At 66.6% G+C, this 23,006-nt stretch carries 26 protein-coding genes and 1 pseudogene; 15 read left to right on the top strand and 12 right to left on the bottom strand.

From position 1 onward, the window contains the following. Positions 1-67: 67 nt before the first annotated feature. Positions 68-1,576 carry a DUF4214 domain-containing protein gene (locus WDW90_RS16050; protein ID WP_336488403.1) on the top strand — a complete coding sequence of 503 codons (1,509 nt, stop codon included), beginning with the start codon at positions 68-70 and terminating at the stop codon, positions 1,574-1,576. Positions 1,577-1,860: 284 nt separating this feature from the next. Here WDW90_RS16050 and WDW90_RS16045 read toward each other — a convergent pair whose 3' ends face one another. The 7 genes from WDW90_RS16045 to WDW90_RS16015 all read right to left on the bottom strand — a co-directional run bounded on the left by WDW90_RS16045 (position 1,861) and on the right by WDW90_RS16015 (position 4,697). Next, the gene (locus tag WDW90_RS16045) at positions 1,861-2,043 is read right to left on the bottom strand and encodes a hypothetical protein (RefSeq protein WP_336488402.1); all 183 of its coding nucleotides are present in this window, start codon (positions 2,041-2,043) and stop codon (positions 1,861-1,863) included. Between the two features lie 667 nt (positions 2,044-2,710). Next, positions 2,711-2,884 carry a hypothetical protein gene (locus WDW90_RS16040; RefSeq protein WP_336488401.1) on the bottom strand — a complete coding sequence of 58 codons (174 nt, stop codon included), beginning with the start codon at positions 2,882-2,884 and terminating at the stop codon, positions 2,711-2,713. 21 nt (positions 2,885-2,905) lie between these two features. After that, positions 2,906-3,103: a hypothetical protein gene (locus WDW90_RS16035; RefSeq protein WP_336488400.1), complete on the bottom strand. Its 198-nt coding sequence runs from the start codon at positions 3,101-3,103 to the stop codon at positions 2,906-2,908. A gap of 163 nt (positions 3,104-3,266) precedes the next feature. Further along, entirely contained in the window at positions 3,267-3,542 is a 276-nt protein-coding gene (locus tag WDW90_RS16030; protein WP_336488399.1) for a PilZ domain-containing protein, read from the bottom strand. Between the two features lie 109 nt (positions 3,543-3,651). Continuing rightward, the gene (locus WDW90_RS16025; protein WP_336488398.1) at positions 3,652-3,888 is read right to left on the bottom strand and encodes a hypothetical protein; all 237 of its coding nucleotides are present in this window, start codon (positions 3,886-3,888) and stop codon (positions 3,652-3,654) included. A 117-nt stretch (positions 3,889-4,005) separates the two neighbouring features. After that, complete coding sequence (locus tag WDW90_RS16020; protein ID WP_336488397.1) at positions 4,006-4,227, bottom strand: hypothetical protein; 222 nt, start codon at positions 4,225-4,227, stop codon at positions 4,006-4,008. A gap of 233 nt (positions 4,228-4,460) precedes the next feature. Beyond that, entirely contained in the window at positions 4,461-4,697 is a 237-nt protein-coding gene (locus tag WDW90_RS16015) for a hypothetical protein (protein ID WP_336488396.1), read from the bottom strand. A 375-nt stretch (positions 4,698-5,072) separates the two neighbouring features. On the opposite strand from WDW90_RS16015, the gene WDW90_RS16010 reads away from it, so the two are divergent. Continuing rightward, the gene (locus WDW90_RS16010; RefSeq protein WP_336488395.1) at positions 5,073-5,420 is read left to right on the top strand and encodes a hypothetical protein; all 348 of its coding nucleotides are present in this window, start codon (positions 5,073-5,075) and stop codon (positions 5,418-5,420) included. Further along, a complete protein-coding gene (locus WDW90_RS16005) occupies positions 5,413-5,745 on the top strand; it encodes a hypothetical protein (protein WP_336488394.1) in 333 nt (110 codons plus the stop codon). Before WDW90_RS16010 ends, WDW90_RS16005 begins: the two co-directional genes overlap by 8 nt. Positions 5,746-6,196: 451 nt before the next feature. Here the strand turns inward: WDW90_RS16005 and WDW90_RS16000 are convergent, their stop codons facing one another. Further along, a complete protein-coding gene (locus WDW90_RS16000) occupies positions 6,197-7,174 on the bottom strand; it encodes a hypothetical protein (RefSeq protein WP_336488393.1) in 978 nt (325 codons plus the stop codon). A 159-nt stretch (positions 7,175-7,333) separates the two neighbouring features. Beyond that, entirely contained in the window at positions 7,334-7,555 is a 222-nt protein-coding gene (locus WDW90_RS40735) for a DUF4214 domain-containing protein (RefSeq protein WP_431311049.1), read from the bottom strand. A 41-nt stretch (positions 7,556-7,596) separates the two neighbouring features. Here WDW90_RS40735 and WDW90_RS15995 point away from each other — a divergent pair, with 41 nt between their 5' ends. Beyond that, positions 7,597-8,235 carry a zincin-like metallopeptidase domain-containing protein gene (locus tag WDW90_RS15995; RefSeq protein WP_336488392.1) on the top strand — a complete coding sequence of 213 codons (639 nt, stop codon included), beginning with the start codon at positions 7,597-7,599 and terminating at the stop codon, positions 8,233-8,235. Between the two features lie 283 nt (positions 8,236-8,518). Here WDW90_RS15995 and WDW90_RS15990 read toward each other — a convergent pair whose 3' ends face one another. Further along, positions 8,519-9,700, bottom strand: coding sequence for an MFS transporter (locus tag WDW90_RS15990; protein ID WP_336488391.1), 1,182 nt, complete (start codon positions 9,698-9,700; stop codon positions 8,519-8,521). A 105-nt stretch (positions 9,701-9,805) separates the two neighbouring features. Here WDW90_RS15990 and WDW90_RS15985 point away from each other — a divergent pair, with 105 nt between their 5' ends. After that, positions 9,806-10,312: a winged helix-turn-helix transcriptional regulator gene (locus tag WDW90_RS15985; protein ID WP_336488390.1), complete on the top strand. Its 507-nt coding sequence runs from the start codon at positions 9,806-9,808 to the stop codon at positions 10,310-10,312. A 28-nt stretch (positions 10,313-10,340) separates the two neighbouring features. Then, the gene (locus WDW90_RS15980) at positions 10,341-11,723 is read left to right on the top strand and encodes a GlxA family transcriptional regulator (protein ID WP_336488389.1); all 1,383 of its coding nucleotides are present in this window, start codon (positions 10,341-10,343) and stop codon (positions 11,721-11,723) included. Here the strand turns inward: WDW90_RS15980 and WDW90_RS15975 are convergent. Further along, positions 11,668-12,291: a TetR/AcrR family transcriptional regulator gene (locus WDW90_RS15975; RefSeq protein WP_336488388.1), complete on the bottom strand. Its 624-nt coding sequence runs from the start codon at positions 12,289-12,291 to the stop codon at positions 11,668-11,670. The genes WDW90_RS15980 and WDW90_RS15975 overlap by 56 nt on opposite strands. 125 nt (positions 12,292-12,416) lie before the next feature. On the opposite strand from WDW90_RS15975, the gene WDW90_RS15970 reads away from it, so the two are divergent. The 9 genes and pseudogenes from WDW90_RS15970 (at position 12,417) to WDW90_RS15930 (ending at position 22,452) form a co-directional block, all read left to right on the top strand. Further along, positions 12,417-13,655: an efflux RND transporter periplasmic adaptor subunit gene (locus WDW90_RS15970; RefSeq protein ID WP_336488387.1), complete on the top strand. Its 1,239-nt coding sequence runs from the start codon at positions 12,417-12,419 to the stop codon at positions 13,653-13,655. A gap of 37 nt (positions 13,656-13,692) precedes the next feature. After that, positions 13,693-16,866 (top strand): efflux RND transporter permease subunit, encoded by a 3,174-nt coding sequence (locus WDW90_RS15965; RefSeq protein ID WP_336488386.1) that lies wholly within the window; start codon positions 13,693-13,695, stop codon positions 16,864-16,866. A gap of 72 nt (positions 16,867-16,938) precedes the next feature. Next, the gene (locus WDW90_RS15960) at positions 16,939-17,682 is read left to right on the top strand and encodes an isocitrate lyase/PEP mutase family protein (protein WP_336488385.1); all 744 of its coding nucleotides are present in this window, start codon (positions 16,939-16,941) and stop codon (positions 17,680-17,682) included. Positions 17,683-17,790: 108 nt separating this feature from the next. Beyond that, on the top strand, positions 17,791-18,231 hold the full coding sequence (locus tag WDW90_RS40730) for a DUF1993 family protein (RefSeq protein ID WP_431311048.1): 441 nt from the start codon (positions 17,791-17,793) through the stop codon (positions 18,229-18,231). Between the two features lie 27 nt (positions 18,232-18,258). Then, positions 18,259-18,999, top strand: coding sequence for an SDR family NAD(P)-dependent oxidoreductase (locus WDW90_RS15950; protein ID WP_336488383.1), 741 nt, complete (start codon positions 18,259-18,261; stop codon positions 18,997-18,999). 234 nt (positions 19,000-19,233) lie between these two features. Continuing rightward, entirely contained in the window at positions 19,234-20,424 is a 1,191-nt protein-coding gene (locus WDW90_RS15945; RefSeq protein ID WP_336488382.1) for a thiolase family protein, read from the top strand. A gap of 68 nt (positions 20,425-20,492) precedes the next feature. Then, positions 20,493-20,795 carry a DUF1272 domain-containing protein gene (locus WDW90_RS15940; protein WP_336488381.1) on the top strand — a complete coding sequence of 101 codons (303 nt, stop codon included), beginning with the start codon at positions 20,493-20,495 and terminating at the stop codon, positions 20,793-20,795. Positions 20,796-20,901: 106 nt separating this feature from the next. Then, a complete protein-coding gene (locus WDW90_RS15935) occupies positions 20,902-21,411 on the top strand; it encodes a methylated-DNA--[protein]-cysteine S-methyltransferase (RefSeq protein ID WP_336488380.1) in 510 nt (169 codons plus the stop codon). 95 nt (positions 21,412-21,506) lie between these two features. Then, positions 21,507-22,452, top strand: a pseudogene (locus tag WDW90_RS15930) (LysR family transcriptional regulator). A 24-nt stretch (positions 22,453-22,476) separates the two neighbouring features. Here the strand turns inward: WDW90_RS15930 and WDW90_RS15925 are convergent. Next, a complete protein-coding gene (locus WDW90_RS15925; RefSeq protein ID WP_336488379.1) occupies positions 22,477-22,905 on the bottom strand; it encodes a hypothetical protein in 429 nt (142 codons plus the stop codon). Between the last annotated feature and the right edge of the window lie 101 nt (positions 22,906-23,006).

Below are 23,006 nucleotides of genomic sequence, written 5' to 3'. Positions count from 1 at the left end.
TCCGGCGACGATCGCCGGCCATACCCCCCTCAACGTCCGGCGACGCTCGGTTTGAGGAGACGGTCACATGGCTCTCACAGCTGCGCAGATCACCACCGCTTTCGAGAACGTCCTCCAGCGCGACCCGAGTGGCGACGACGTGAATGCTCTCACGGCCGCATCGCAATCCGGCTTCTTCACCGATGCGCAGGTGTACGAGTCGATCGTAAACTCGACGGAGGCCAACACCAACGTCGATCCCGTAATCCGGCTCTACCAAGTCGCATTCGGCCACGTGCCGGATAAGGATGGTCTGCACTTCAACGTGAACGCCTTCGAGGCGTCCGGCCAGAACCTCAAGGTGATCTCTGAGGCCTTCGCGCATACGCCGGAGTTCACGGCCCAGTACGGCAGCGGTGAGATTATCACTGAGAGCTATCTTCAGTCGGTTTATGCGCATGCGTTGGACCGCAGCGCCTCGGCCGTCGAACTGCATTCCTGGCTCGAAGCTGCTAACACGCCGGGCTCCGGCATCTCGACACGCGCCGACGTGCTCAACAGTTTCGCGCAATCCGCCGAATTCATCGCCCGCTCGGACGCCGCGGTGAACGATTTCCTCTTCAAGGCGGCGCAGGGGCAGGACGTGTACGCGGCTCACCCGCTCCTCGGTGGATCGGACCACTTCTTCACCCTCACGACAGGCACGGACAGCCTGACAGGCACGAGCGGCAACGACACCTACAACGCCATCATCAGCGCCGGCCTGGATGCGACCTTGACGGCGAGCGACACGCTCCAGGACCAAGGCGGCTCCGATGTCCTGAATGCGATCGTTCACACCAGCGCCGGGACACCGCTGACCATCGCCGGCGTGGAGACCATCAACCTCGACACATCGGTCAGCTCCGGAAGCGCTGCCCTGGCCGTAGAACTGAATGATGCAGCCGCCACGACCCTCACGGTCACGGGTAGCCACGGCATCAACTTTGGCGAAAGCAGTCTGCCCAACGTGACCACGTTCGACGCATCCGGCGTCACAGGAACGGGAGCGGCAGGTGCCGTCGTCTTCGACGCGTCGTTCCATCACGATGTGACGCAAGGTCTGACGATCAAGGGCGGCGCGGGCAACGACGTGTTCGCCGGCGGCTATGGAGCCGATACATTCACCGGCGGCGCGGGCAACGACGTGTTCGTGTTCGTCGACCTCAACCAGTCGACGGCTGCCCACATGGACACGATCACTGATTTTCACCCGAACACGATCGGCACACCGGGCGCGCCAGCCGATCAAGGAGCCGGCCAGCTGACCTCCAGCTACAACGGCGACGTCCTCGACTTCACGGCGCTGTTCGCTGGAAAGGCTAATGGGGTCGAGCTGCATGCCGTGCCGAGCGAGGGGGCCGCTCTGTCGCTCCTGAAAGCCGATGTCGAGCTGGGAGGGTCGAAAGCCTTCGCCCTCTTCGACACGTCGAAGAGCAACCTCTACGTGGACGTCGACCACAACGGTGCGGCCGACGCGATCATCCATCTGGCAGGCGTCACAAGCATCACGGAGGCGGCCATTCGCTTTCACGGCGGCGACCTTGGCCTGCTGTAACTCGAGCCGATTGAGGATCATTGGCTCCCGGCCAGGCCTGCTTGATCGCCGCGATGGTCTCGAATCCACCGAGGCTGTTCAGCAGGCCCGCAACCTCGTCGGGGGTCAGCCAAACAAAGTCCGAGCCGCCCCCGTCCGCCTCCGCCTCTCCCGCGCCGTCGGCTTCAACCTCCAGGCGCACAGCCGGGCCGTGAATGGGCTGCCTGCCGTCAAGGTCGCCCGGCCGACGCGGTGGGGGAACCCGTATCAGGTCGCGCCCGCCTGCCAGGACGCGAACTGCAAAATCAGCCCTCGGCTTTGTCGGTCTGACCTGTCTTGGCGCCGCCGTTCGGGTCGGTCGAGTCTTCGCCGGCTTCGTCTGGATCGATGCGCCCCTGCGGGGTCAGCCGCGGCGCAGCAATGTCGGATTCGTCCGCCTGCGAACTCGGTTGATCGGGCTTGTTCTTGCCGTCGGTCGACTTGGTCATGTGTGCCTTCGATGCGTCCGTCCTCGAACCACGTTCAGTCCAACGTCTGCCAGTCTGGTCGGTTCTGCCGGCCTGAGAGGGCCGGCATGACGTGGCTCCTGCTCAACGCCGGCCGCACCGTCTACCGCGGAACCAACACCGGCGCGCTGGACGCGGGGCGCCTGCGAGCGAAGCTGGCATCCGGATGACACCGAGTTCGCGCCCCGGCTGGAGCGTGGGTGGATGCTGGTGCCGGCGCGGATGGTGGAGCGGGCGAGGAGGGCGGCATGAGCGCGTCGACCACTCTTGCTTGTCAGGCCGCCCCCGAGCTAGCTCGGCCGCTTGCCTCCATCTTCGATCTTCGGCCCCTCATGCGACGGGGCCGGGCGACGAATGGTGCCGGTGGTTTCAGGATCGCTCGGCCGGATCCGCTCTGGAACAATCTCCTGTGTAGGCGGCATATTGGGCGATCGCTCGCGGCTCTGCTGAGGGCTGATCGGGGTCTGCGCCAACGCTGTCGCACCGAGCGTCCCGGCGAGCAGGCAAGCTGGGGCTATGCTTTTCATCATGGCCGTTTCCTCCATGTCGCAGAAGGAAGGCTGACCGCCGGGCTCCGGTTCCAGCCAGGATGCGCCGCCATTCGCTCATCATTCGCATCCTCGGCAGCGGCGGGCATCGGTGCTTCACTCTACCGCTCGCCGACCGTCTCGGGGTTGGGATCCTCGATTTCCTCGGCCCGAACAGCGGGCTTCTTTCGCGTCGGGGCCTGGGGGTTCGGCTCGGGCTTGTGCAGCACCGTGGTGTGCGGCCGCGCCGGCGGCCGATCCTGAGGCTGATCGGTGCCGGTCTGTTTGCTGGACATCGCTGGCTCCTGATCAGGCCTTTACGCCAGGGCGTCGATAGCCTCCTGAACTTTCGGGCCGAAAGGCTCCTCAGGGCCGTGATCTCTCCAGATCTCGTAGCTGATGCTGCTCTTGAACGGTTCGGCGGAAGTCTCGCTTGCGACTTCTCGGGTGAGGCTCACGCCAGGATCATCAAGACAGAGCGGCAGCGGCTCGTTCGTCATCGGTGCGTCGGGCATGGCGCGACCTCCGGATACTGAGACAACGCGCCTCAACCTGGAGAGGTCCAGGCGCTCGCCCCCGCCGACGCCCCCGACACCGGAGCCGCCGTATGACCCGCCCGCTCATCATCGACAGCTTCGCGGGCGGTGGCCTTTTTAAGGGCATCCGGGCGATGAACCGCTACTCGTCTGCTCCTCGGGTTGCGCGCTTAGCGAACGTGACGCCGAGCAGGTGCCGCGTCCTTCTCACGACCTGGCATGAGCGGATCTGGCCGTTCGAGGGCAATAGCAGGTCGAACTGGTCCGGAACGCTTTCTGCCAGCGCGACCTCAATGAGGGCGCCCATGGCCGACATGTTGCGCACCAGGCAGTTCACCTCAACCGAGCAGTCTCCGGAGAAGATCTGCCCAACTTGGAAAACATTCTGCCGCGGAACCTTCCGTTTCTCGATGAACACGGCTGCCCCTTACGCTCGTGAGCACATAAAGACTGCCGGTCAGCCGTTAATATTCCCGCCATGCAGCGCTCGCGGCCCTGAAGCGCCGGCCTCGACCCTGATCATCCAATCAGAAGTCAGTCTCCCGCTTGCCCGGGATCTGGCCAGCCTCGGCACCTTTGCTGCTCAGACCCACGTCGGCATCCTCGGTCTCGATTGCGATCGGCTCATTCGTCACCGGCTCGTTCGACGGGGACGCACCAGCCTGCTGCTCAGCTATGACGATCTGATCGCCTGATTCCGCGGCCTGATCGGCATCGTAGGTGGTCTCGGCCAGATCGTCGGGGTTGGCAGGCTTGTCGGGCATGGGCGTCTCCTTTCGGCGAGACAACAAGCAAGCGATGGCTCGGTTCGGCCACCGTCTGGTCCCGCTCGTCTGCGCCTCTTGGGCCGTCATCGTATCCGCTTGGGCACCGCCACGTCCTCAAAAGGCCTGATAGGCAAGCGGGACGTCGATGAAGCCTGCGGCTGGAGGCGACAGCCCAGACTGAGCGGCGAAGATCGCTGCGGCAGCGGCAGCCAACATTACCGCGGCACCAGCCAGCACCGGTGTGAGAGCCGTCGCAAACTGCCGGGCCGCGTGGATCAGTAGGCAGCCAAGACCAAAGCTCACGAGCAGAATGAGGAACAGCGGCTCGGTCGTCATCGCTCGGCGCCTCTGCAGAGGCTGCAAGTGCCTGATCACGCCTCGATCATGATGACGATCCACCGGCCGGCTCTCATCCGGCCCTGCGGGTCGAAGGTGCCACACATGTCGAACCACGACCTCGACATCGGAGCCGCAGCGTGACGCGACTCATCTGCTCGGCAGCCAATTCAGGAATTGTAGGAGATCAGTGCGGCAACGAATTTGCCATGCTCGCGCACGAGATCATGCGCCTAGGCCTCGCTCGACCGGGCCAGATCGGGACTCGACGAGGGCACTTCGAAAACGTCGTAGCTTGCGGACTCGCTGTGCCGGCTCACATATCCGAAACCGCGCTCCGCACGGCCAAGCCGACGGTCGATCAGGTAGGCCGCATCCGCCGGCGAAATCACATTGCCGGCTCGGCCGTACCGTGCCGTGTCGCCGTAGACGCGGCCCTTTGCTCTGTCGATCACGATGAAACGCGCCATGCCGATCCTTTCCTGAGTCTACGCGCCCGGGACGTGGTGTCGGCACGTGCGGCGGGCAAGCGCGTTCGTCGTCAGTTCGCGATGACCGCTAAAGCCCCAAACATCGGAGCCGGAGCATGAGGTTAGCTCTGAGTGTCTCGCTCCGCGTCCTCCGCGACTTCGTCGGAGAGCAGCATATCGCGGGCGATCATGACGAAAGCCGTCACCGCAATTCCGAGACAAATCAGATCGAAAACTGCTTTGAACGTCTGATACATCGCACCGCCCCCGCGGTTGTCGGCGCACGTTTAAGGCCGCCCTTTTTCGTAAGGCGAGTAGCGTGCCATCTCTATGGATCTTCCGGAGTAAGGGCAGGCGCATCGAAGGTGGCGCGCAATGGCTGAGGCGCACGAACCCGGCCGCACGGCCTACGAGGCGCGCTTCGCCGGCATGACGCTGGGCCCGCGCGGCGCCGCGCCTACCTGGGCCGATCTTGGACCGGAGGCACGCGAGATCTGGGCTGGGGTCGAAGCGGCGGTGCTAGGCGCGTTGCGCGGGGCGGCCCGGCAGGCCGTTGAGGCTCACGATGGCCTGGACGCGGCGGTGAAAGCCGAGGCCGTCGATGAGGCGATCGAGGCGGAGAAGCACCTGGAGGCTGCGGTAGAGCGGCTGCGGACGGTCCTCGCCGCGGCCGGCGATGCGATCGAGCGGACGTTCGGAGGGGAGGAGCGAGCCGATGGCTAAGGCACGCATCGCGCCCAAGGCGCCGGAGGTGCGCCTCCGCTTGGATCCAATCTTCGCCTCGCCGGAGAAGATTGCACGCCGGATGGGTCTGACGCCGGACCAGTTCTCGGCCTGCCAGCGGCGCCTCTACGCTCGCGGCTTTCCAGTGCCGGACGAAACCACGGGCATGTACCTCATCGAGGCCGTCGATCGGTGGGCGAAGCGGCAGCGCGCCGACCTGTTCCCGGAATTGACGGTCGGCGCGCCGGCCATCGAAAGTGCCGCCCCTCGAACGGATTGGGGGGCTCGCTTTGCCGAGGCCGAGAAGCGCAACCGGAACGGTTGACCTGCCGCCATACGTGAAACGGTACACGAAGCCGAACGGCTGCGTGTTCTTCTACTACAAGCGCTATCGCAACACGGAAAGCGTGGCCACGAATCCCCCTGCCCTATGGCAAGCACGCGCCCAAGTTCTGGCGGACCTGCGAGCGGCTGGCCGACGTCGAGGCCGAACGCGCGGAAGGAGGCTGGCGCTGGACCTGGGCGCCCGAGAGCGGTCGACGCTATCCGACCTCGTGTATCACCACGAGCACCGCCTATCGATACCTAACTGCTTGAAACCTTGGTAGAAACCAATTCGGGAATGGTGCCCAGGAAAGGACTATGCCTCCTGAACAGCTAAGCATTGATCTCAAAAGCGTTTTCCCGGCGTCTCGCTGGGAGGGCTGTACAACCGGATTGAACAGCCACACGCCTGACCGGTCAAGTCACAGGAGTGAGCCGATTCGGCAAATAAGCTACTCGCCGAGCTCCAACACCATCGTCCTCATGCGTTCAATAAAGCTCTTGGATGGTGTCAGTGCTATTCGACGCTCAATCTTCTCGTGTTCATTCTTCAGCTTCAGGGCACGAGCAAACGCTTTGCGGAATGCTGGGTCAATCGCAAATGGCGGGCGAGAGGCATAAGACGCCAGCGGGTTTGCTTGGACGGCTTGATATGGGTAATTCTCATCAAAAGCAAGATCTGAATAATCTACGCCAACCACAAAATCGACGTGCATCCAATTTAGGTGCTTTCCGGTAGGTAGCTCAAATTCTAAAAGCCAATCGCCTCGTCTAACTTGACCCTTCTTTACCTCCGTTACCCTACTCGGCTCATGACGACCGTAGCGCTCCTTCGTTACAGCTAATGCTGCCCTCGCAAATTCGCCCTCGCTATCCCACCAACCCAGCTTCCAATCAGGCCGATCGGGGAAAGAACACCATTCAAGGAAGCTCGACGCATTACTGCCTCCGCCTCCGCTTGTTCCTGACCATCCCGGAGGTATTAAGGCTGACTGCCGCTTCAATCGCTTTAGATCATCAACTTTGATGGGCGACGCGGCTGCGTAACTCCGCAAAGAATTGATATCCACAACGCTCGCCGGAAACCAAACACCAGCTTCTTTCAGTCCGCCTCTTCCGAGGGCACTCTGAGAGGCATTAGCAAAACCGATTACGCAGCCCCGTTTGCTTGACCAGCAAACCTCCATTTGGAGATTGTCTGATTTGAAAGTCTTGGCGCCGCGCTGCTCTAGCTTGTGAAGAGCCTTTGCATCGGTTGATCTTGGCTTAAGCCAGCAGATGATCTCAAGCCCGTCCGGATCGGGCAGGTAATTTTCCGCAGTCGCTCCGACGAATGCGACCAGTATGACTCTCTCCTCATCTGGCCTTGGAGATGCCCAGATCTCGTGAATTTTATTGTTGAGGTCAGCCGAGGAGTACAAAATCTTCAAAGGCAGAACTCCCACTCTGATGCAAGCATGCTGTATTTACGAGCCTATCGCAAACTGAAGCTTCGGCTGCAGATCCAGCATGCCCGCAGTCCATGGGATAGCTGATAGGGTTGGCAGAAGAAGAGGATGGCCCGGTTTGCAGCCAACCACTTAGAGTCATTATCTCATCATTCCATAGTCGAAGTGGATGCCTGTTGCGATGGTCGGATCGACCTTGGCGTGATTCTCCGGGCTCTCCGAGAAGCCCACCAGTACGGCGACACGATCCATTGAACGGTCGGAAAGGTGGGCGAGATAGTACACCTCTCCGACAGCGTCCGGTCGACAATGGGCCGCCCTCGGTGCGCTGGTCCGCCGGGGCGAGCGAGGCACTTCTGTCATCTTCTAAGGACCTACCCGCCAGCCAAGCTCTGGCCGAAGGCATGCCGGACACCGACGACGCCTCACCCCGCTTCGTCGCCCGCGCTGCCCACGTCTTCAACGCCGCCCAGGTCGACGGTGCTAAGGACTTGGCCCAGTCTCACCCGAGCGAGACGGTTGACCCACCCGTCGTCTTCACTGCCTTCGTCAGGTCCACCGGCGCCATCATTCGGGAGGACGGCGCCCGCGCCTGCTACGTGCCGAAGATCGACACCATCCTGCTGCCCCTTCGCAGCGCCTTCCACTCCCTCGAAGGTTACGCCGCGACCCTCGCCCACGAACTCGTGCACTGGACCGGCGCCCGCCACCGCCTCGCCCGCGACCTCACGGACTGCTTCGGCAGCCAGGCTTATGCCGCCGAGGAACTCGTGGCGGAACTCGGCGCCGCCTTCGTCCTAGCTGACCTTGGCGTTGCTCGCGCGCCGCACCCGGATCACGCCGCCTACTGCGCCGCTTGGGCTTCGCTCCTGTGCTCCGAGCCTCGGGCCCTCGCGACGGCTGCAAGCGAGGCCAGCCGCGCCGTCGACTACCTTGCTGCTCTACAGGTAGGCCGCACGACCAGAGACGCCCTCTCTCGCGATACCGATCCCCTGGACCAGAGCACCGACGGCGCCGGCCGCTTCATCCAAGCCGCGGCATGAACCCGTGTCTTCTCTCGATGACGCCGTTCGCATCACATGGGACCTGATCAGCCCGCGCCACGCTCAAGCCGATGGCCGCCGCACGTCTGCTTCGCCGAGCCCCCGCCCGAGAGGCGCTATTCCGCTTTGCGCCCATTGCCGTCGTTCGGCCGATCCTGATGGTGTCTCCGAAGCGGCCATTCGCCGACTGGACGTTAAGGGACCAGGCCTCTCGGAGCATTCTCAAGCTTTGAGAGCTGTGAACTGGGCGCCGCGCGGGGCCGACGCCAAGACCCGCTCCGGTTCACGCGGAAGCCAACGCCGGGCTGTGGGCGGTCCGGTTGGCGGCGTTGATCCTGAGCGTCGCCAGTTCGGCGAGGACGAGGGCGACGACCACGATGCCGGCACCGACGTAGCCGAGCTCGTGCGCGCCCACTGCCGGGATCGCCAGCGCGCCGATGACGCCGGCGGCCGTGACGCCGAGGTAGGTGCCCGAGGTGTTCAGGCCGAGCACCACCGGCGCGGACTGAGGGGCGGCGACCACGAGGCGGTGCTGTTGCGGGGCGAGCAGGCCCCAGGCCACGGCGCCCCAGACAGCGACCGCGACCGCCGTCATTCCGAGGTTCGCACCGGCGGTGGGCAACCAGGCCATGACAGCGATCAGGATCACCAGCCCGGCGAGGATCACACGGCGGTTGCCTACCGCGTCGGCAAGGCGCCCGGCCACGAGGTTGGCGACCATGCCGCTGGCGCCCCAGAGCACGAGAAGGGCGCTGATCACCAGGGTGTCGTTACCGAGAACCCGGTCGAAGACGACGGCGAAGTAGGTGTAGGTGATGAAGTGACCGGTCTGGTAGACCAGGGTGGTGAGCAGGGTCAGGGCGACCCGCGGGTCACGGACGGGAGCGATCCGCTTCGCGAGGCTGATCGCGGGCGGCAGCGGGATGTGCGACAGCAGCGCCCAAACGCCCAGGCCGGAGACGGCCGCAAGGCCCGACACGAACACCATCGTCCAGCGCCAGTCGCCGAGGCCGCCGATGAGCGCGCCGGCGGGCGTGCCGAGGGCGGTCGAGGTGGTCAGCCCCGTGATCACCACCGCGAGCGCGAAGCCGCGCTTCTCCGGGGACACCATGGTGGCGGCGGCGCCGGTCGCGGTCGGAGCGAACATCGCGGCGCCGATGCCTGCCAGGACCCGCGTGGCGAGGGCGAAGCCGAAGGTCGGCGCAAGTGCGGTGGCCAGGTTGGCGACCACGAAGGTCGCGAGGCTCGCCAGCAGCAGGGCCTTGCGGGGCACATTCGCGGCGACCGCCGCGATGGTGGGCGCCATGAGCGCGTAGGTGATGGCGTAGACCGTCGTGACTTGGCCGGCCACGCCGATGGAAACGTCGAAGCTGCGAGCGATCTCGGGGAGCACCCCGGCCATCACGAAGCTGTCGGTCCCGAGGGCGAACATCCCTAAGGCGAGTACGAGCAAACGCCGATCCATGGAGACCTCCTCTGGCACTGCATCTTGACCCGCGGCCATCGCAGTTGCATGATGCAACTATCAGTGTCAGTTTTATGATGCAACTAATTTTTCGTGAAGGTCGCCATGCAGCGGAAGAGCTTCTCCGGCATGAACTGCTCCATCGCCCGGGCGCTCGACGAGGTCGGCGAGTGGTGGTCGCTGCTCATTGTGCGCGAGTGCACCCAGGGCGCACGCCGCTTCGACGAGTTCCAGCGCGAGCTCGGCATTGCCCGCAACATCCTCACGGCCCGCCTGCAACGCCTGACCGAGCTCGGGATCGTCGAGCGCTTCGAGCTGGAGGAGCGCGCCAACACCGAGGGCTACCGGCTGACCCCGAAGGGCGAGGATCTCTATCCCGTCATCGTCGCCTTGATGCAGTGGGGCGACCGCTGGCTGGCGCCGGACTGCAAGCCCCGGACGGCGCTCGTCGAGGACGCCACGGGCGAGCCGGTCGAGCCGATCGTCGTCCGCGCGAAGGGGGGACGGCCCCTGTCCTATCACGAGGTCCGCTTCGCTCCGGGGCCGGGAGCGACGGCGCATACCCATGAGGTGATCGACGGCAGGAACCGGAAGGTCCTCGGCCACGCCTGATCGGCATCGGGCACGGTCCCGCGGAGGCATGCCTTCAGCTCCCGCGACCTTTGGGATCTTCCACGGCCGGCTCGACCATGACGGGGCCGCGCGAGACGAGGCGTTGCACATGGGCGATCGGCGGAACGTTTGCATCGTCATCTATCCGGGCGTCGCCTCGTATGACGTGGCCGGCCCCGTGCAAGCCCTGCGCGCGACCGGGCTCGGCACGTATGCCGTCACGCTCGCCTCGGTCGGGGGAGGCTTGGTCGGAAGCGACTGTCCCGGCGTCGAATTCGGGAGCGTCCCGGCGGCGTCCGTCGCCGATCCGATCCACACGCTGATCATCCCGGGCGGGAACGCTGCGCTCGAAGCGATCGAGGATCCGGCTCTGGTCGGGTGGGTCGGAGAGCTCGCCCGCCGCGCGTCGCGGCTCGCGTGCGTCTGCACGGGCGCGTTCCTGGCGGCGAAGGCCGACGTTCTCGCGGCCGGACGCGCGGCCACGCACTGGCGCTACTGCGACGAGCTAGAGCGGCGATTCCCACACATCAAGGCCGATCGCGACCAGATATGGATCAAAGACGGTCGGGTCTGGACGTCGGCGGGGATCAGCGCCGGGGTCGACCTGACGCTGGCGCTGATCGAGGAGGATCTCGGCATCGAGGTCGCGCTCGAAGCGGCGCGGGAACTGGTGGTCTTCTTCAAGCGACCTGGCGGCCAGTCCCAATTCAGCACGTTGCTATCGGGCCAGATCGCGGACGCCGGAGGCCCGCTGCGCAAGCTCCTCGGCTGGATCGCCGACAACCTGGCGGCGGACCTGCGCGCCGAGACGCTGGCGGAAAAGGCAGGCATGAGCCTGAGGACGTTGGCCCGCACCTGCGTCTCCAGCACGGGCATGGCTCCGGCGAGGCTCGTCGAGAGCTTGCGTGTCCAGGCCGCCCGCGAGGCGATCGAGAAGAGCGGCACGCGGTTGGAGACGATCGCCGTCCGCTACGGCTTCGGCGACCTGCAACGGATGCGCCGGGCATTCGTCCGGCACCTGCGCGCGACCCCGAACGAGATCAGGAGCCGGTTCGGGCGGACGCCGGTGTCCGAGGAAGGTGCCGGTAGCAATCCGGCGCGCGTCTTGGCCGGCCGGCCGACGGGGTCCGGATCGCTTCGCCTGCGGAGCTCGCGAACCGACCCTAGCCGTCGGTCGGCCGAGAGGACCCGGACGAACCGATCGCCGACGTCCGCCTGCCGTTGGCAGAAATTGATGCGTAACTGGCCTTTGTGCCGTGGCCCTGAGAAGGGACAAACGCCCGGAGGTCGTCGCACGGACGACGCTCGCAGTCATGTCCGGGCCGCGTGCGACGGCCGGCACGCGCCGGACGCCGTCAGGCGCTCAACCGGGCGGGCATGCTTTCGAGACCGGCCCTCGCGATCCTCATGAGCTTCTCGCAGGTGGCGCCGTCGCGGGCCTGGACGGCCAAGCCGCGCAACAGCGTGTGGAGGAAAGCCGCATGACCTTCCACGTCGACATCGGCAGGCACGTCACCCTCCGTGACGCCCTTGCGGATGCGCTCGGCGAACTGGGTCTCCGTCCCCGCGCGGATGTCGACCATCATGTCGCGCAGAGACGTCAGGCTCGCGGATTGGTGCGTGCCGGACAGCGAGACCATGCAGCCGCGCGGCATGTCCTCCCTCGTGAACTGGGTCGCCGCCGCCGCGAACAGGTTCGAGAAGGCCGTGCGCGTGGTCACACCTTCCTCGAACAGGCTTTCGAGGATCCACTTCCGGGCTCCCTCGACGAAGCACTCGGTCGCCTCCCGGTAGAGGCGCTCCTTGCTGCCGAACGCATTGTAGAAGCTCGACGGGCTGATGCTCATCTTGCCGATGAGGTCGTCGAAGGTCGTGCCTTCGTAGCCGTTCTCCCAGAACAGCGTCATCGCGTCCCGCAGGGCCGCCTGCCGGTCGATCTTAGGGGGGCGACCGCGACCCCTCTTCTGCGGCTCGGACATTTTTCTAAGCCTTCGCTCCAAAAATGTGTTGACGGGGCCGTCCGCCTCGCCATATACATGTTTATAGGAGCTTTCGCTCCACAAATAAATACCCCTTGGGGTCCGAGCCTGAAGGATCCTCGGTCATGATCGACGTCGCCCCCAAATCCCTGAAGGACTTCGAGGCCATCCCGTCGAAGGGCACGAGGAAGCGGTCCGCTACGGGCCGGGTGCTGGCGCTGCCGCTGGTCGCCGTCCTCCTCGGTGGCGCCGGGTTCTACGGCTACACCCACTACGAGGCTCCGCACGCGGCGGCCCCGGTGGCGGCGCCGGTGCCGAACGTGACGGTGGCGAGCCCGCTGAGCCGGGAGGTCGACGTCCGCCTCTCCGGCCTCGGCCAGTTCTCGGCGATCAACCGCGTCGAGCTGCGCGCCCAGGTCGGCGGCACGCTGACGGAGATCCACTTCCAGGACGGGCAGATCGTGAAGAAGGGCGAGCTGCTCTTCGTGATCGACCCCCGCCCCTACGAGATCAAGCTCGCCCAGGCCAAGGCGCAGGCCGAGACGGCCAAGGCCCGGCTCGCTCTGGCCGAGAGCCAGCTGGCTCGAAGCCAGTCCCTGGCGCGCAGCCAGTTCGCGACGCAGGAGACCCTCGACCAGCGCTCGAACGAGGTCGCCGCGGCGCGAGCCGCCCTCGATGACGGACAGGCGCGCGTCCGCGATGCCCAGCTCGACCTCGAATACACCCGGGTCACGGCGCCGTTCACGGGCCGCATGAGCGCGCGGCAGGTCTCCCTCGGCGGCCTGATCGCCGGGAGCCGCGCCGCGGCGAGCGCCACGACGCTGCTCGCCACCATCGTCTCGCTCGACCCGATCTATCTCGACTTCGACATGAGCGAGGGGGACTGGCTCAAGTTCCAGCGGGAGCGCCGCGACCAGAACAAGCCGCTCTCGAAATCGGTCACGGCATCGCTCGGCGACGAGGCGGGCTTCGACCGCCAGGGCAAGCTCGACTTCGTCGACAATGTTCTGAATCGCTCCAGCGGGACCATCCACGCCCGCGCCACCTACGCGAACCCGGACCTGTTCCTCTCGCCGGGCCAGTTCGCCCGCGTCCGCCTCGCGCTCTCGGAGCCGGCGCCCGCGCTCCTCGTGCCCGACGCGGCGGTGCTGCCAGACCAGTCGGACTTCGTCGTCATGACGGTCGGTGCCGACGACGTCGTGGCGCCGAAGAAGGTCGAGGTTGGCGATCTCCGCGACGGGCTCCGGGTGATCCGCTCGGGGCTCGCCCCGACCGACCGCGTCATCGTCGACGGCATCGCGCTGGCGCGACCCGGGACGAAGGTCTCGGCGAAGCAAGCCACCGTCGCCGTCGCCCAGAACTGAACCCGGGTCCACGCACCGCCACGGCTTGGGGGCCGCCATGAAACTCGCGCACTTCTTCATCGACCACCCGCGCTTCGCCGTGGTGCTCAACGTCTTCATCGTGGTCTTCGGCTTGGCGACGATGATCTCGCTGCCCATCGCCCAGTATCCGAGCATCGTCCCGCCGACGGTGCAGATCACCGCCACCTATCCCGGTGCGTCCGGCGAAACCATCGCCAAGACCGTCGCGACCCCGCTCGAACAGGCGGTCAACGGCGTCGAGGGCATGGACTACATCTCCAGCCAATCGACCGGCAACGGCGCGCTCACGGTCACGGTGATCTTCAAGATCGGCACCAACGTGAACACGGCGCTGATGCTGACGCGCAATCGCGTCCAGGACGTGCTGAGCAGGCTGCCCCAAGAGGTCCAGCTCCAGGGCGTGCAGGTCAAGAAGACCATCCAGGCCCTGCTTCTCGGGGTCCACGTCTACTCGCCGGACGGGTCCCGCTCGCCCGAGTACATCTCCAACTACATGCTGCGCATCCGGGACGAGATCGCGCGCATCCCGGGCGTCGCCGACTTCCAGATCTACGGCGAGCGGCAATACTCGATGCGGATCTGGGTCGATCCCGACAAGGCGGCCTCCTACGACATCAGCGCCAACGAGATCCTGGCCGCCATCCGGTCGCAGAACGTGCAGGTCTCGGCGGGCGTGCTCAACAAGCCGCCGCTCGCCAGTCCCGCCGCCTACCAGATCAACGTCGAGGCCCTGGGCCGGCTGACCTCGCCCGAGGAATTCGAGAACATCATCGTCAAGTCGGACAACCAGGGCCGCGTCACCCGCATCCGCGACATCGGCCGCGCCGAGATCGGATCCGCCGACTACGGCTCCAAGGCCTACGCCGACCGGTACAATTCCGCCCCGTGGTTCGTGATCGCCACGCCCGACGCCAACGTCTACCAGCTGCACCACGCGATCTGGGACAAGATGGCGGAGCTGAAGAAGAAGTTCCCGCCCGGCATCGACTACATCAAGATCTACGACCCGACGAACTTCGTCGACCAGTCCATCGATGGCGTCATCCATACGATCTTCGAGGCGGTGCTGCTCGTCGTGGCCGTGGTCTTCCTGTTCCTCCAGAGCTGGCGGGCGACGATCATCCCGGTCATCGCCATCCCGATCTCCCTGATCGGCACCTTCACGCTGCTCGCCATTTTCGGCGCCTCGATCAACAACCTGTCGCTGTTCGGCCTCGTCCTGGCGGTCGGCATAGTGGTCGACGACGCGATCGTGGTGGTCGAGAACGTCGAGCGCAACATGGCCGCCGGGCTGTCGCCGCGCGACGCCGCCCATCGGACGATGACCGAGGTCTCGACGGCGCTGATCGCCATCGCGCTCACGCTCTGCGCCGTGTTCGTCCCGACGGCCTTCATCTCCGGCATCTCGGGGCTGTTCTTCAAGCAGTTCGCCATCACCATCGCGGCCTCGACGGTGATCTCCTGCTTCGTCTCGCTGACGCTGAGCCCCGCCCTGTGCGCGGTGCTGCTGAAGCCGCACGACCATCATGCGCGGAAGGGTTTCGTCGGCCGGATCGTCTCGGCCCTGTTCGGCCGCTTCAACGCCGGCTTCGAGTGGCTGTCGTCGGGCTACGGCCGGTTCACGGGACGCCTCATCCGGGCCGCCACCGTCGTCGCCATCGTCTATGTCGGGCTGATCGGCCTGACGGGCTTCCAGATGTCGCGGATGCCCTCCGGCTTCATCCCCGACCAGGACATCGGCTACCAAGCGGTCGTGGTGATGCTGCCGCCGGGCTCCAGCCTGGACCGGACCGACGCGGTGGTCCGTGAGGTCAACGCGATCATCTTGGACACGCCCGAGGTGAAGGGCATCACCCACACCTCGCCGGTCACCGGCTTCGACGTCACCACCAGCACCATCGCCCCGAACGTCGGCACGGTCTTCTACGGCCTCCCCTCGCTCTACGACAAGCACGTCCCGGGCATCAACGCAGCCTCCATGCTGCCGAAGATCCGCGCGCGTCTCGCCGGCATCCAGGGTGCGGTCGTGATCGTGGTCAACCCGCCGCCCGTGCAGGGGCTCGGCGCCGCGGGCGGCTTCAAGCTGATGATCCAGGATCGCGGCGACCATGGGCCCCAGGCGCTGGCCAAGGCGACCAACGACCTCGTCGCGGCGGCCAATAAGTCCGGACACTTCGCGGGCGTCTTCACGCTGTTCAACGCTGGTGCACCCTCGGTCTACGCCGACATCAACCGGCTGAAGGCCGAGAAGGTCGGTCTGACCCCGAGCGACGTGTTCTCGACGCTGCAGCTCTACATCGGCTCGCAATACGTGAACGACTTCAACTTCATCGGGCGGACCTACCCGGTCTTCGTCCAGGCGGACGAGCAGTTCCGCAGGACGGCGGACGACATCGCCCGGCTGAAGGCTAGGAACGCGAGCGGCGAGATGGTGCCGGTCGGCTCGGTGGCGACCTTCAAAAGCCAGACCGCTCCCTACCGCGTGCCCCGCTACAACCTCTATCCGGCCGCCGAGATCTTGGGTGCGGCGGGGCCCGGGGTGTCGTCGGGCACGGCCATCAAGGCGATGTCCGAATTGGCGAAGCAGGTGCTGCCGGCCGGCTTCGACTTCGAGTGGACCGACCTCGCCCACCAGGAGGAGCAGCAGGGCACGCCGACGATCGCGATCTTCGCCGCCGCGGGTCTGTTCGTCTTCCTCGTGCTGGTCGCCCAGTACGAGAGCTGGATGGTGCCGCTCGCCATCGTGCTGATCCTGCCGATGTGCCTGCTCGCCTCGGCGGCGGGCCTCGACCTGCGGGGCATGCCGATCGACATCCTCGCCCAGATCGGCTTCGTCGTCCTGGTCGGCCTCGCCGCCAAGAACGCAATCCTGATCGTCGAGTTCGCCCGGCAGGCCGAGGAGCACGGCGAGACGGCGGTGGAGGCGGCCGTCGAGGCGGCGCGGGTCCGGCTGCGCCCGATCCTGATGACCTCCTTCGCCTTCATTCTCGGCGTCGTGCCGCTGGCGATCGCCACGGGTGCCGGCTCCGAGATGCGGCAATCGCTCGGGACCGCCGTGCTGACGGGCATGCTGGGCGTCACGGTCTTCGGCCTGCTCTTCACGCCGACCTTCTACGTGATCGTGCGCCGGCTCGGTGCGAAGCGCCAGGCGGCGGCTTCGGCAGCGGCGAAGGCGCCCCACGCCGCTTGAGCCTGCCCCGCGGATCGGGCCGGCCGGCCCGATCCGAACACGTCCCCCCACCTGGAACATCAGGAGCTCGTCATGACCCAGGTCGAGAAGGCCAAGCTGTTCGCATCCCTGCACGAAAAGGGCACGCCGCTGATCCTCTACAACGTCTGGGACGCCGGCTCGGCCAAGGCCGTGCAGGACGCCGGCGCGAAGGCGGTCGCGACCAGCAGCTGGGCGGTCGCCGAGGCCCAGGGCTACCGCGACGGGGAGGATCTTCCGTTTTCCAACGTCGAGCAGGTCGCCGCACGCATCGCCGCCGTCGTCGACGTGCCGCTGACGGTCGACTTCGAGGGCGGATACAGTGAGGACGCGGACGAACTCGCCAGGAACGTCTCGCGGCTTCTTGCGCTCGGCGTCGTCGGGATCAACTTCGAGGACCGCGTCGTCAAGGGACCCGGCCTCAACGCCATCGACCGGCAAGCCCGCCGGATCGCGGCCATCCGCGAGGCCGCGGACAACCTCGGCGTCCCGCTCTTCATCAATGCCCGCACCGACCTTTTCCTCGGCCGCGGCCCCGACCCGGCGGTGGCCATCGCGGAGGCGCTGGACCGGGCGAAGGCCTACGGGGAGGCCGGCGCGTCCGGGTTCTTCGTCCCGGGCCTGCGCGACGAGGGCCTGATCCGGCGCGCCGTCGAGGGCGCCGGCCTGCCGGTCAACGTCATGGTCACCGAAGGAATCCCCGCGAAGCTCCGCCTCGCGGAGATCGGGGTCGCGCGCCTCAGCCACGGCGCCAATCCGTACGTCAAGGCGACGGCCACCCTCAAGGAGGCGGCCTGAGGCGCCGGCCGGCACGCGACGGAGACCCTCCGATGTACCCTGCAATCGTCTCCCAATGCACCCGGACGCTGAGGCTCGTCGACGGCCGGCTGGACCGGGCCGAGAGGCATGCTTTCGACCGGAAGTTCGACACCGACGTGTTGGCGTACGCCCGCCTTGGCGCCGCTCTCCTACCAGGTCACGAGCGCCTGCGACGCCGTGAAGGCGGGCGCGCGGCTCGCCGGCCTGACGCCGCCCCGGCACGACGATACCGAGACAACGTTCCCGGAGCCGCGCGCCCGCATCGCGAAGACCTTCTCTTTCATCGAGGGCGTCGCGGCGAACGACTATGCGGGTGAGGCCGAGCGCAAGATCACGCCTCCGTGGACGTCGAGCAAGTTCATCAGACCAAAGACTAGGATCCGCAGATCAGAACACAAACGTCTATTGCCACTTCAAAATTATCGAATATATCCTTTGGAACCACGAGTTTTATATAGGGAATATGGACTTAATTGGAGAAATCAACTTCGAGAGAGCATGACCGGACGGTCCGGAACGAGAATCTGAGACACCCAAACGATAGGAGTACCGACAATGTCGCTTCAAGGAAAACGCGCCCTCGTCACCGGCGCCAGCCGCGGCATCGGGGCGGCGATCGCCAAGGCCCTGGCCGCGGAAGGGGCCGACGTGGCCATCACCTACGAGAAGTCGGCCGACGCCGCCGCGGAGGTGGTCCGTGCCGTCGAGACGCACGGCCGCCGCGGCGTGGCCATCCAGGCCGACAGCGCCGACCCGGAGGCGGTCGGGGCCTCGGTCGAGAAGGCCGCCGCGGCGCTCGGCGGCCTGGATATCCTCGTCAACAACGCGGGCATCATCCGCCTCTCCGAGGTCAAGGACATGGCGCTGACGGACATCGACGCCCTGCTCAACGTCAACGTCCGCGCGCCCGTCCTGGCCAGCAAGGCCGCCATCCCGCACCTCGACGACGGCGGCCGCATCATCAACATCGGCAGCTACTTCGCCGACCGCGTCCCGGGAGGCGCCGGGCTGTCGGTCTATTCGCTGACGAAGTCCGCGCTGACCGCCTTCACCAAGGGCCTCGCCCGCGAGCTCGGGTCCCGCAACATCACCGTCAATGTGGTGCAGCCCGGCTCCATCGACACGGACATGAACCCCGCCCACGGCGACTTCGGCCCGGTGCTCAAGGCGCTGTCGCCCCTCAACCGGTACGGCACTGTCGACGACATCGGCAACGCGGTCGCGTTCCTGGCGAGCGCCAAGGCTCAGTACATCACCGGGACGGCGGTGACGGTCGACGGCGGCGCGAACGCTTGAGGGCGAGCCACGACCGGATACCCGACGAGCGGATCAGGCGGCCGGACCGGTCGTCTGATGTCGCCGGGGTTCCTGCCCCCCTTATCCCGGCGACGGCGGGTCGGGTTGCGCTCCCAAGGGCACCCGACCCGCCTCATCACCGGCGCGACCGGACCCGAGCCGCGGCTCGGTCGCGCCAACCGTCCTGCCCCGAGAGCGGCGTCGACGGAGCATCCCGAACGGAAGGAATCGAGCATGTCCACCAGCCGTCGCGTCGTCTTCGCAGAACCGGTCCGAACGCCGATCGGCACGCTCGGGGGCGCCCTCAGGGAGGTCGAGGCCGTGATCCTCGGCTCGGTGGCGGTGCGGGCCGCGCTGGAGCGGGCGGGCGTCCGTCCCGACGAGGTCGGCACGGCCGTGATGGGCAACGTGATCCAGGCCGGCAACAAGATGAACCCGGCCCGGCAGGCCGCCGTCCGCGGCGGGTTGCCCGTCGAGACGCCGGCGCTCACCGTGAACCGCGTCTGCGGGTCGGGCGCCCAGGCCATCGTCTCCGCCGCGCAAGAGATCCTCCTCGGCGATGTCGACGTCGCTGTCGCCGGCGGCATGGAGAGCATCGACCGCGCGCCGTACCTGATCGGCGGCGGGCGCTGGGGCTACCGGATGGGTGACGCGCAGCTGCACGACAGCGCGCTACGCGACGGCCTGAACGACGCTTTCTCGGATGCCGCGTCGGGCTGGCACACGGAGGATCTCGCGGAGCTGTTCCAGATCAGCCGGGGCGAGCAGGACCAGTGGGCCGCGCGCTCGCAGACCCGGTTCTCCGCCGCGCAGGCCGAGAGCCGCTTCCGGGCCGAGATCGCGCCGGTCGAGGTCGCCGGCCGCAAGGGCATGACTCTCTTCGACAGTGACGAGCACAACCGGCCGGACACGGCGGTGGAGACGCTGGCGCGGCTCAAGCCGGCATTCCGGCCGGACGGCACCATCACGGCGGGCAACGCCCCCGGGTTGAACGACGGGGCCGCCGCGGTGGTCCTGATGGCCGAGGCATGGGCCGAGCGCAGGGCCCTGCGGCCGGTAGCGCGCCTCGTGTCGTACGAGATCGGCGCCGTCGAGCCGGGCATGTTCGGCCTGGGGCCCGTGCCCGCGGTGCGGCAGGCGCTGGACCGTGCGGGCTGGGACATCGCTTCGGTGCAACGCTTCGAGATCAACGAGGCCTTCGCCGCCATCGTCATCGCCATCATGGACGAGCTCGGAATCCCGGAGGACGTCGTCAACGTCGAGGGCGGCGCCATCGCGCACGGGCATCCCATCGGGGCCACGGGAGCGATCCTGGTAACGCGCCTGATCCACTCCATGCGACGGGACGGCCTCGCCCGAGGTGTCGTGACCCTGTGCATTGGCGGCGGTCAGGGGATCGCGCTCGCTATCGAGGTCGCACGGTGACAGCCTTGGGCCCGTCGGCGGGCCGGACGCATTTGTTGCCGACTGCACGAACATAGGAGGAAACAGGCATGGCTCGTCTCGATCTCAGGCCGAATTGCGAATGCTGCGACAGGGATCTGCCGGGGGATTCCCGGGATGCTTTCATGTGCAGCTTCGAGTGCACGTTCTGCCGTGACTGCGCGGAAGGCATTCTCGCCGGCCATTGTCCCAACTGTCTCGGGAACCTGGTCGAGCGCCCCATCCGCCCGAAGGGCGGTCCGACCGGGGGGCTGAGCCGATTCCCCGCATCCCAGAAGCGCGTCCTGAAGGTCGGCGGCTGCCTCACCACGCCGGACCCGAGCAAGGCCGATGAGCTGCCTGTGCCGGCGTAGCCGGCATGGAGGTTGGGCGTCTTCCGACCGGCAGCATGGTCGCGGGCAGCCCGCTTTCGGCAAACCATTGGCCGGACCCGGCGTGGTCCGGCACGGGAGAGATCACATGAGCTATGCCTTCAAGACGGTCGCGTCGCCGGTCGGCGCGTTGAAGGTCGTCGCGAGTGAGCATGGCCTCTCGGCCATCCTCTGGGAGAACGACGACCCGAACCGGGTTCGGCTCGGGCCCCTTATTGAGGACACGTCCCATCCTGTGTTGCTGGAGACGGAGCGCCAGTTGGCGGCCTACTTCGCGGGGACGCTCAAGGCCTTCACGGTGCCGCTCGACTTCCAGGGGACCGAGTTCCAGAAGAGCGTCTGGGCGGCCTTGCTGACCATCCCCTTCGGCGAGACCCGGAGCTACGGCGACATCGCGCGCCAGATCGGGCGGCCGGGTGCCTCGCGGGCGGTGGGAGCCGCGAACGGGAAGAACCCCATCTCGATCATCGCGCCCTGCCACCGCGTCATCGGGGCAGCGGGTGCCCTGACGGGGTTCGCGGGCGGCCTGGATGTCAAGAAGCGTCTGCTCGGCCTCGAACGGTTCGGGGCCGGCGTCTCGCCCGGCCAGCTCTTGTAGACATGAGAGCTCTCACGGCCGGCGCGTCGGTGCGCGTCCTCGTCACGGGGCCGACCGGCTTTCATCGACGCTTCGACACCCCGATGGATTGAGCCGTGACCATCAAGCACAACGACCTCGCCAATATCGACCTGAACCTCCTCGTGGCGTTGGACGCCCTCCTGACCGAGAGCGGGGTGACACGCGCTGCCGTCCAGGTCGGGATCACCCAGTCCGCCATGAGCAACAGCCTTGCTCGCCTGCGGAAGCTCCTGGGTGACGAGCTCCTGACCCGCACGCCGGACGGCATGAGACTGACGCCGCGAGCCGCCGCCTTGGCCGAACCGGTTCGCACGGCGCTGCGCCAGTTCCAGGGCATCGTGCTCCAGGAGGACAGCTTCGACCCGGCAACGGTCGAGCGGTCATTCACGCTTGCCATCCCGAAGCGTCGAGGCGCGCGTGGTCCCCCGCCTCCTGGCCTTTCTCGGGCGTGAGGCGCCCGGCGTGCGCCTGGCCCTGCGCAACCTGGACTACGGCACCGTCCTCGGCGAACTGGATGCCGACCGGATCGACCTGGCCATCGGAGTCATTTCCCAGGGCCAGATGCACCACAAGGTCCGGCCGCTGTACCGGTTCGGCTTCCTCTGCCTTTTCAACCCGACACTGCTCGGCGTTAGCGGTCCGCTCTCGCTCGAGGACTACCTGCGGTTTCCCCACATCTTGACGGGCATGACCGGCACGGGCCCCGGCGTGGTCGACGAGGCCCTCGCCAGGATCGGCCGCAAACGGCGGCTCATGGTGACCACGCCACGCTTCACGACCGTGACCTTTCATGTGCAGGCCGCGCCCTTGATCGCGACGATGGTCGACAAGCTGGCGGTGACTTTCGCTGACCAACTCGGCCTGGCGACGAGCCCGGTTCCCGTGGCGCTTAACGAGTCCGCCATCTCGATGCTCTGGCATTCGTCCTACGACCATGACCCCGCGCATCGGTGGCTGCGCGAGGTCATGGTCGGGTTGGGCCGGGACACCGCGAACGATCTCGCGAGGGCCGCCATGTGACGATCGCCGCGAGCCGCGGCGCCTTCAGAGGGTACCGACCCTGACCCGATGCGACTTGGCTTCGGTCGCGGCCGGGGCGGAAGGCAGCCATCGGACGGCGGTGGCGGTGGCAAGGCCGCCCCGGCGACGCACCTCGGCGGGATTCGTCGCGACGCGGGCATCGTGATAGGCGGCCCCGATCACCGAGGGGACGTCGAAGACGGCGCCCTGAATCGACCGATCGTCCTCAATCCTCCACTGAACCGCGCCGGCCGTGGCGAACCCGCCTTGACGCCGGACCTCGGCCGCGTTCGTCGCGACGCGGGCATCGTGGTATGCGGCCCCGACGACGGTCAGTACATCGAAGCCCTGCCGGGCTCTGTCCGTGGACGAGGCTTCCGCGGCGCCAGCCTGACCAAGGTTCGCGAAGGTCAGGAACAGCGCGGTCGCGATGATTTTCTGGTGCTTGGACATCTTTCGCTCCTCTTTGGCGAAGACGGGTCGTTCCGTCGTCTCGTGAGGATGAGATGCTCCCGAGCGTCGTATTACTCAAACATATGCGGTCCATATTCGAC

The sequence above is a fragment of the Methylobacterium nigriterrae genome, from assembly GCF_037106235.1.
In the GTDB taxonomy this organism is placed as follows: Bacteria; Pseudomonadota; Alphaproteobacteria; order Rhizobiales; family Beijerinckiaceae; genus Methylobacterium; species Methylobacterium nigriterrae.
Note: the sequence above shows the minus strand (reverse complement) of the source record. Positions and strands in the feature narration are given on the sequence as shown.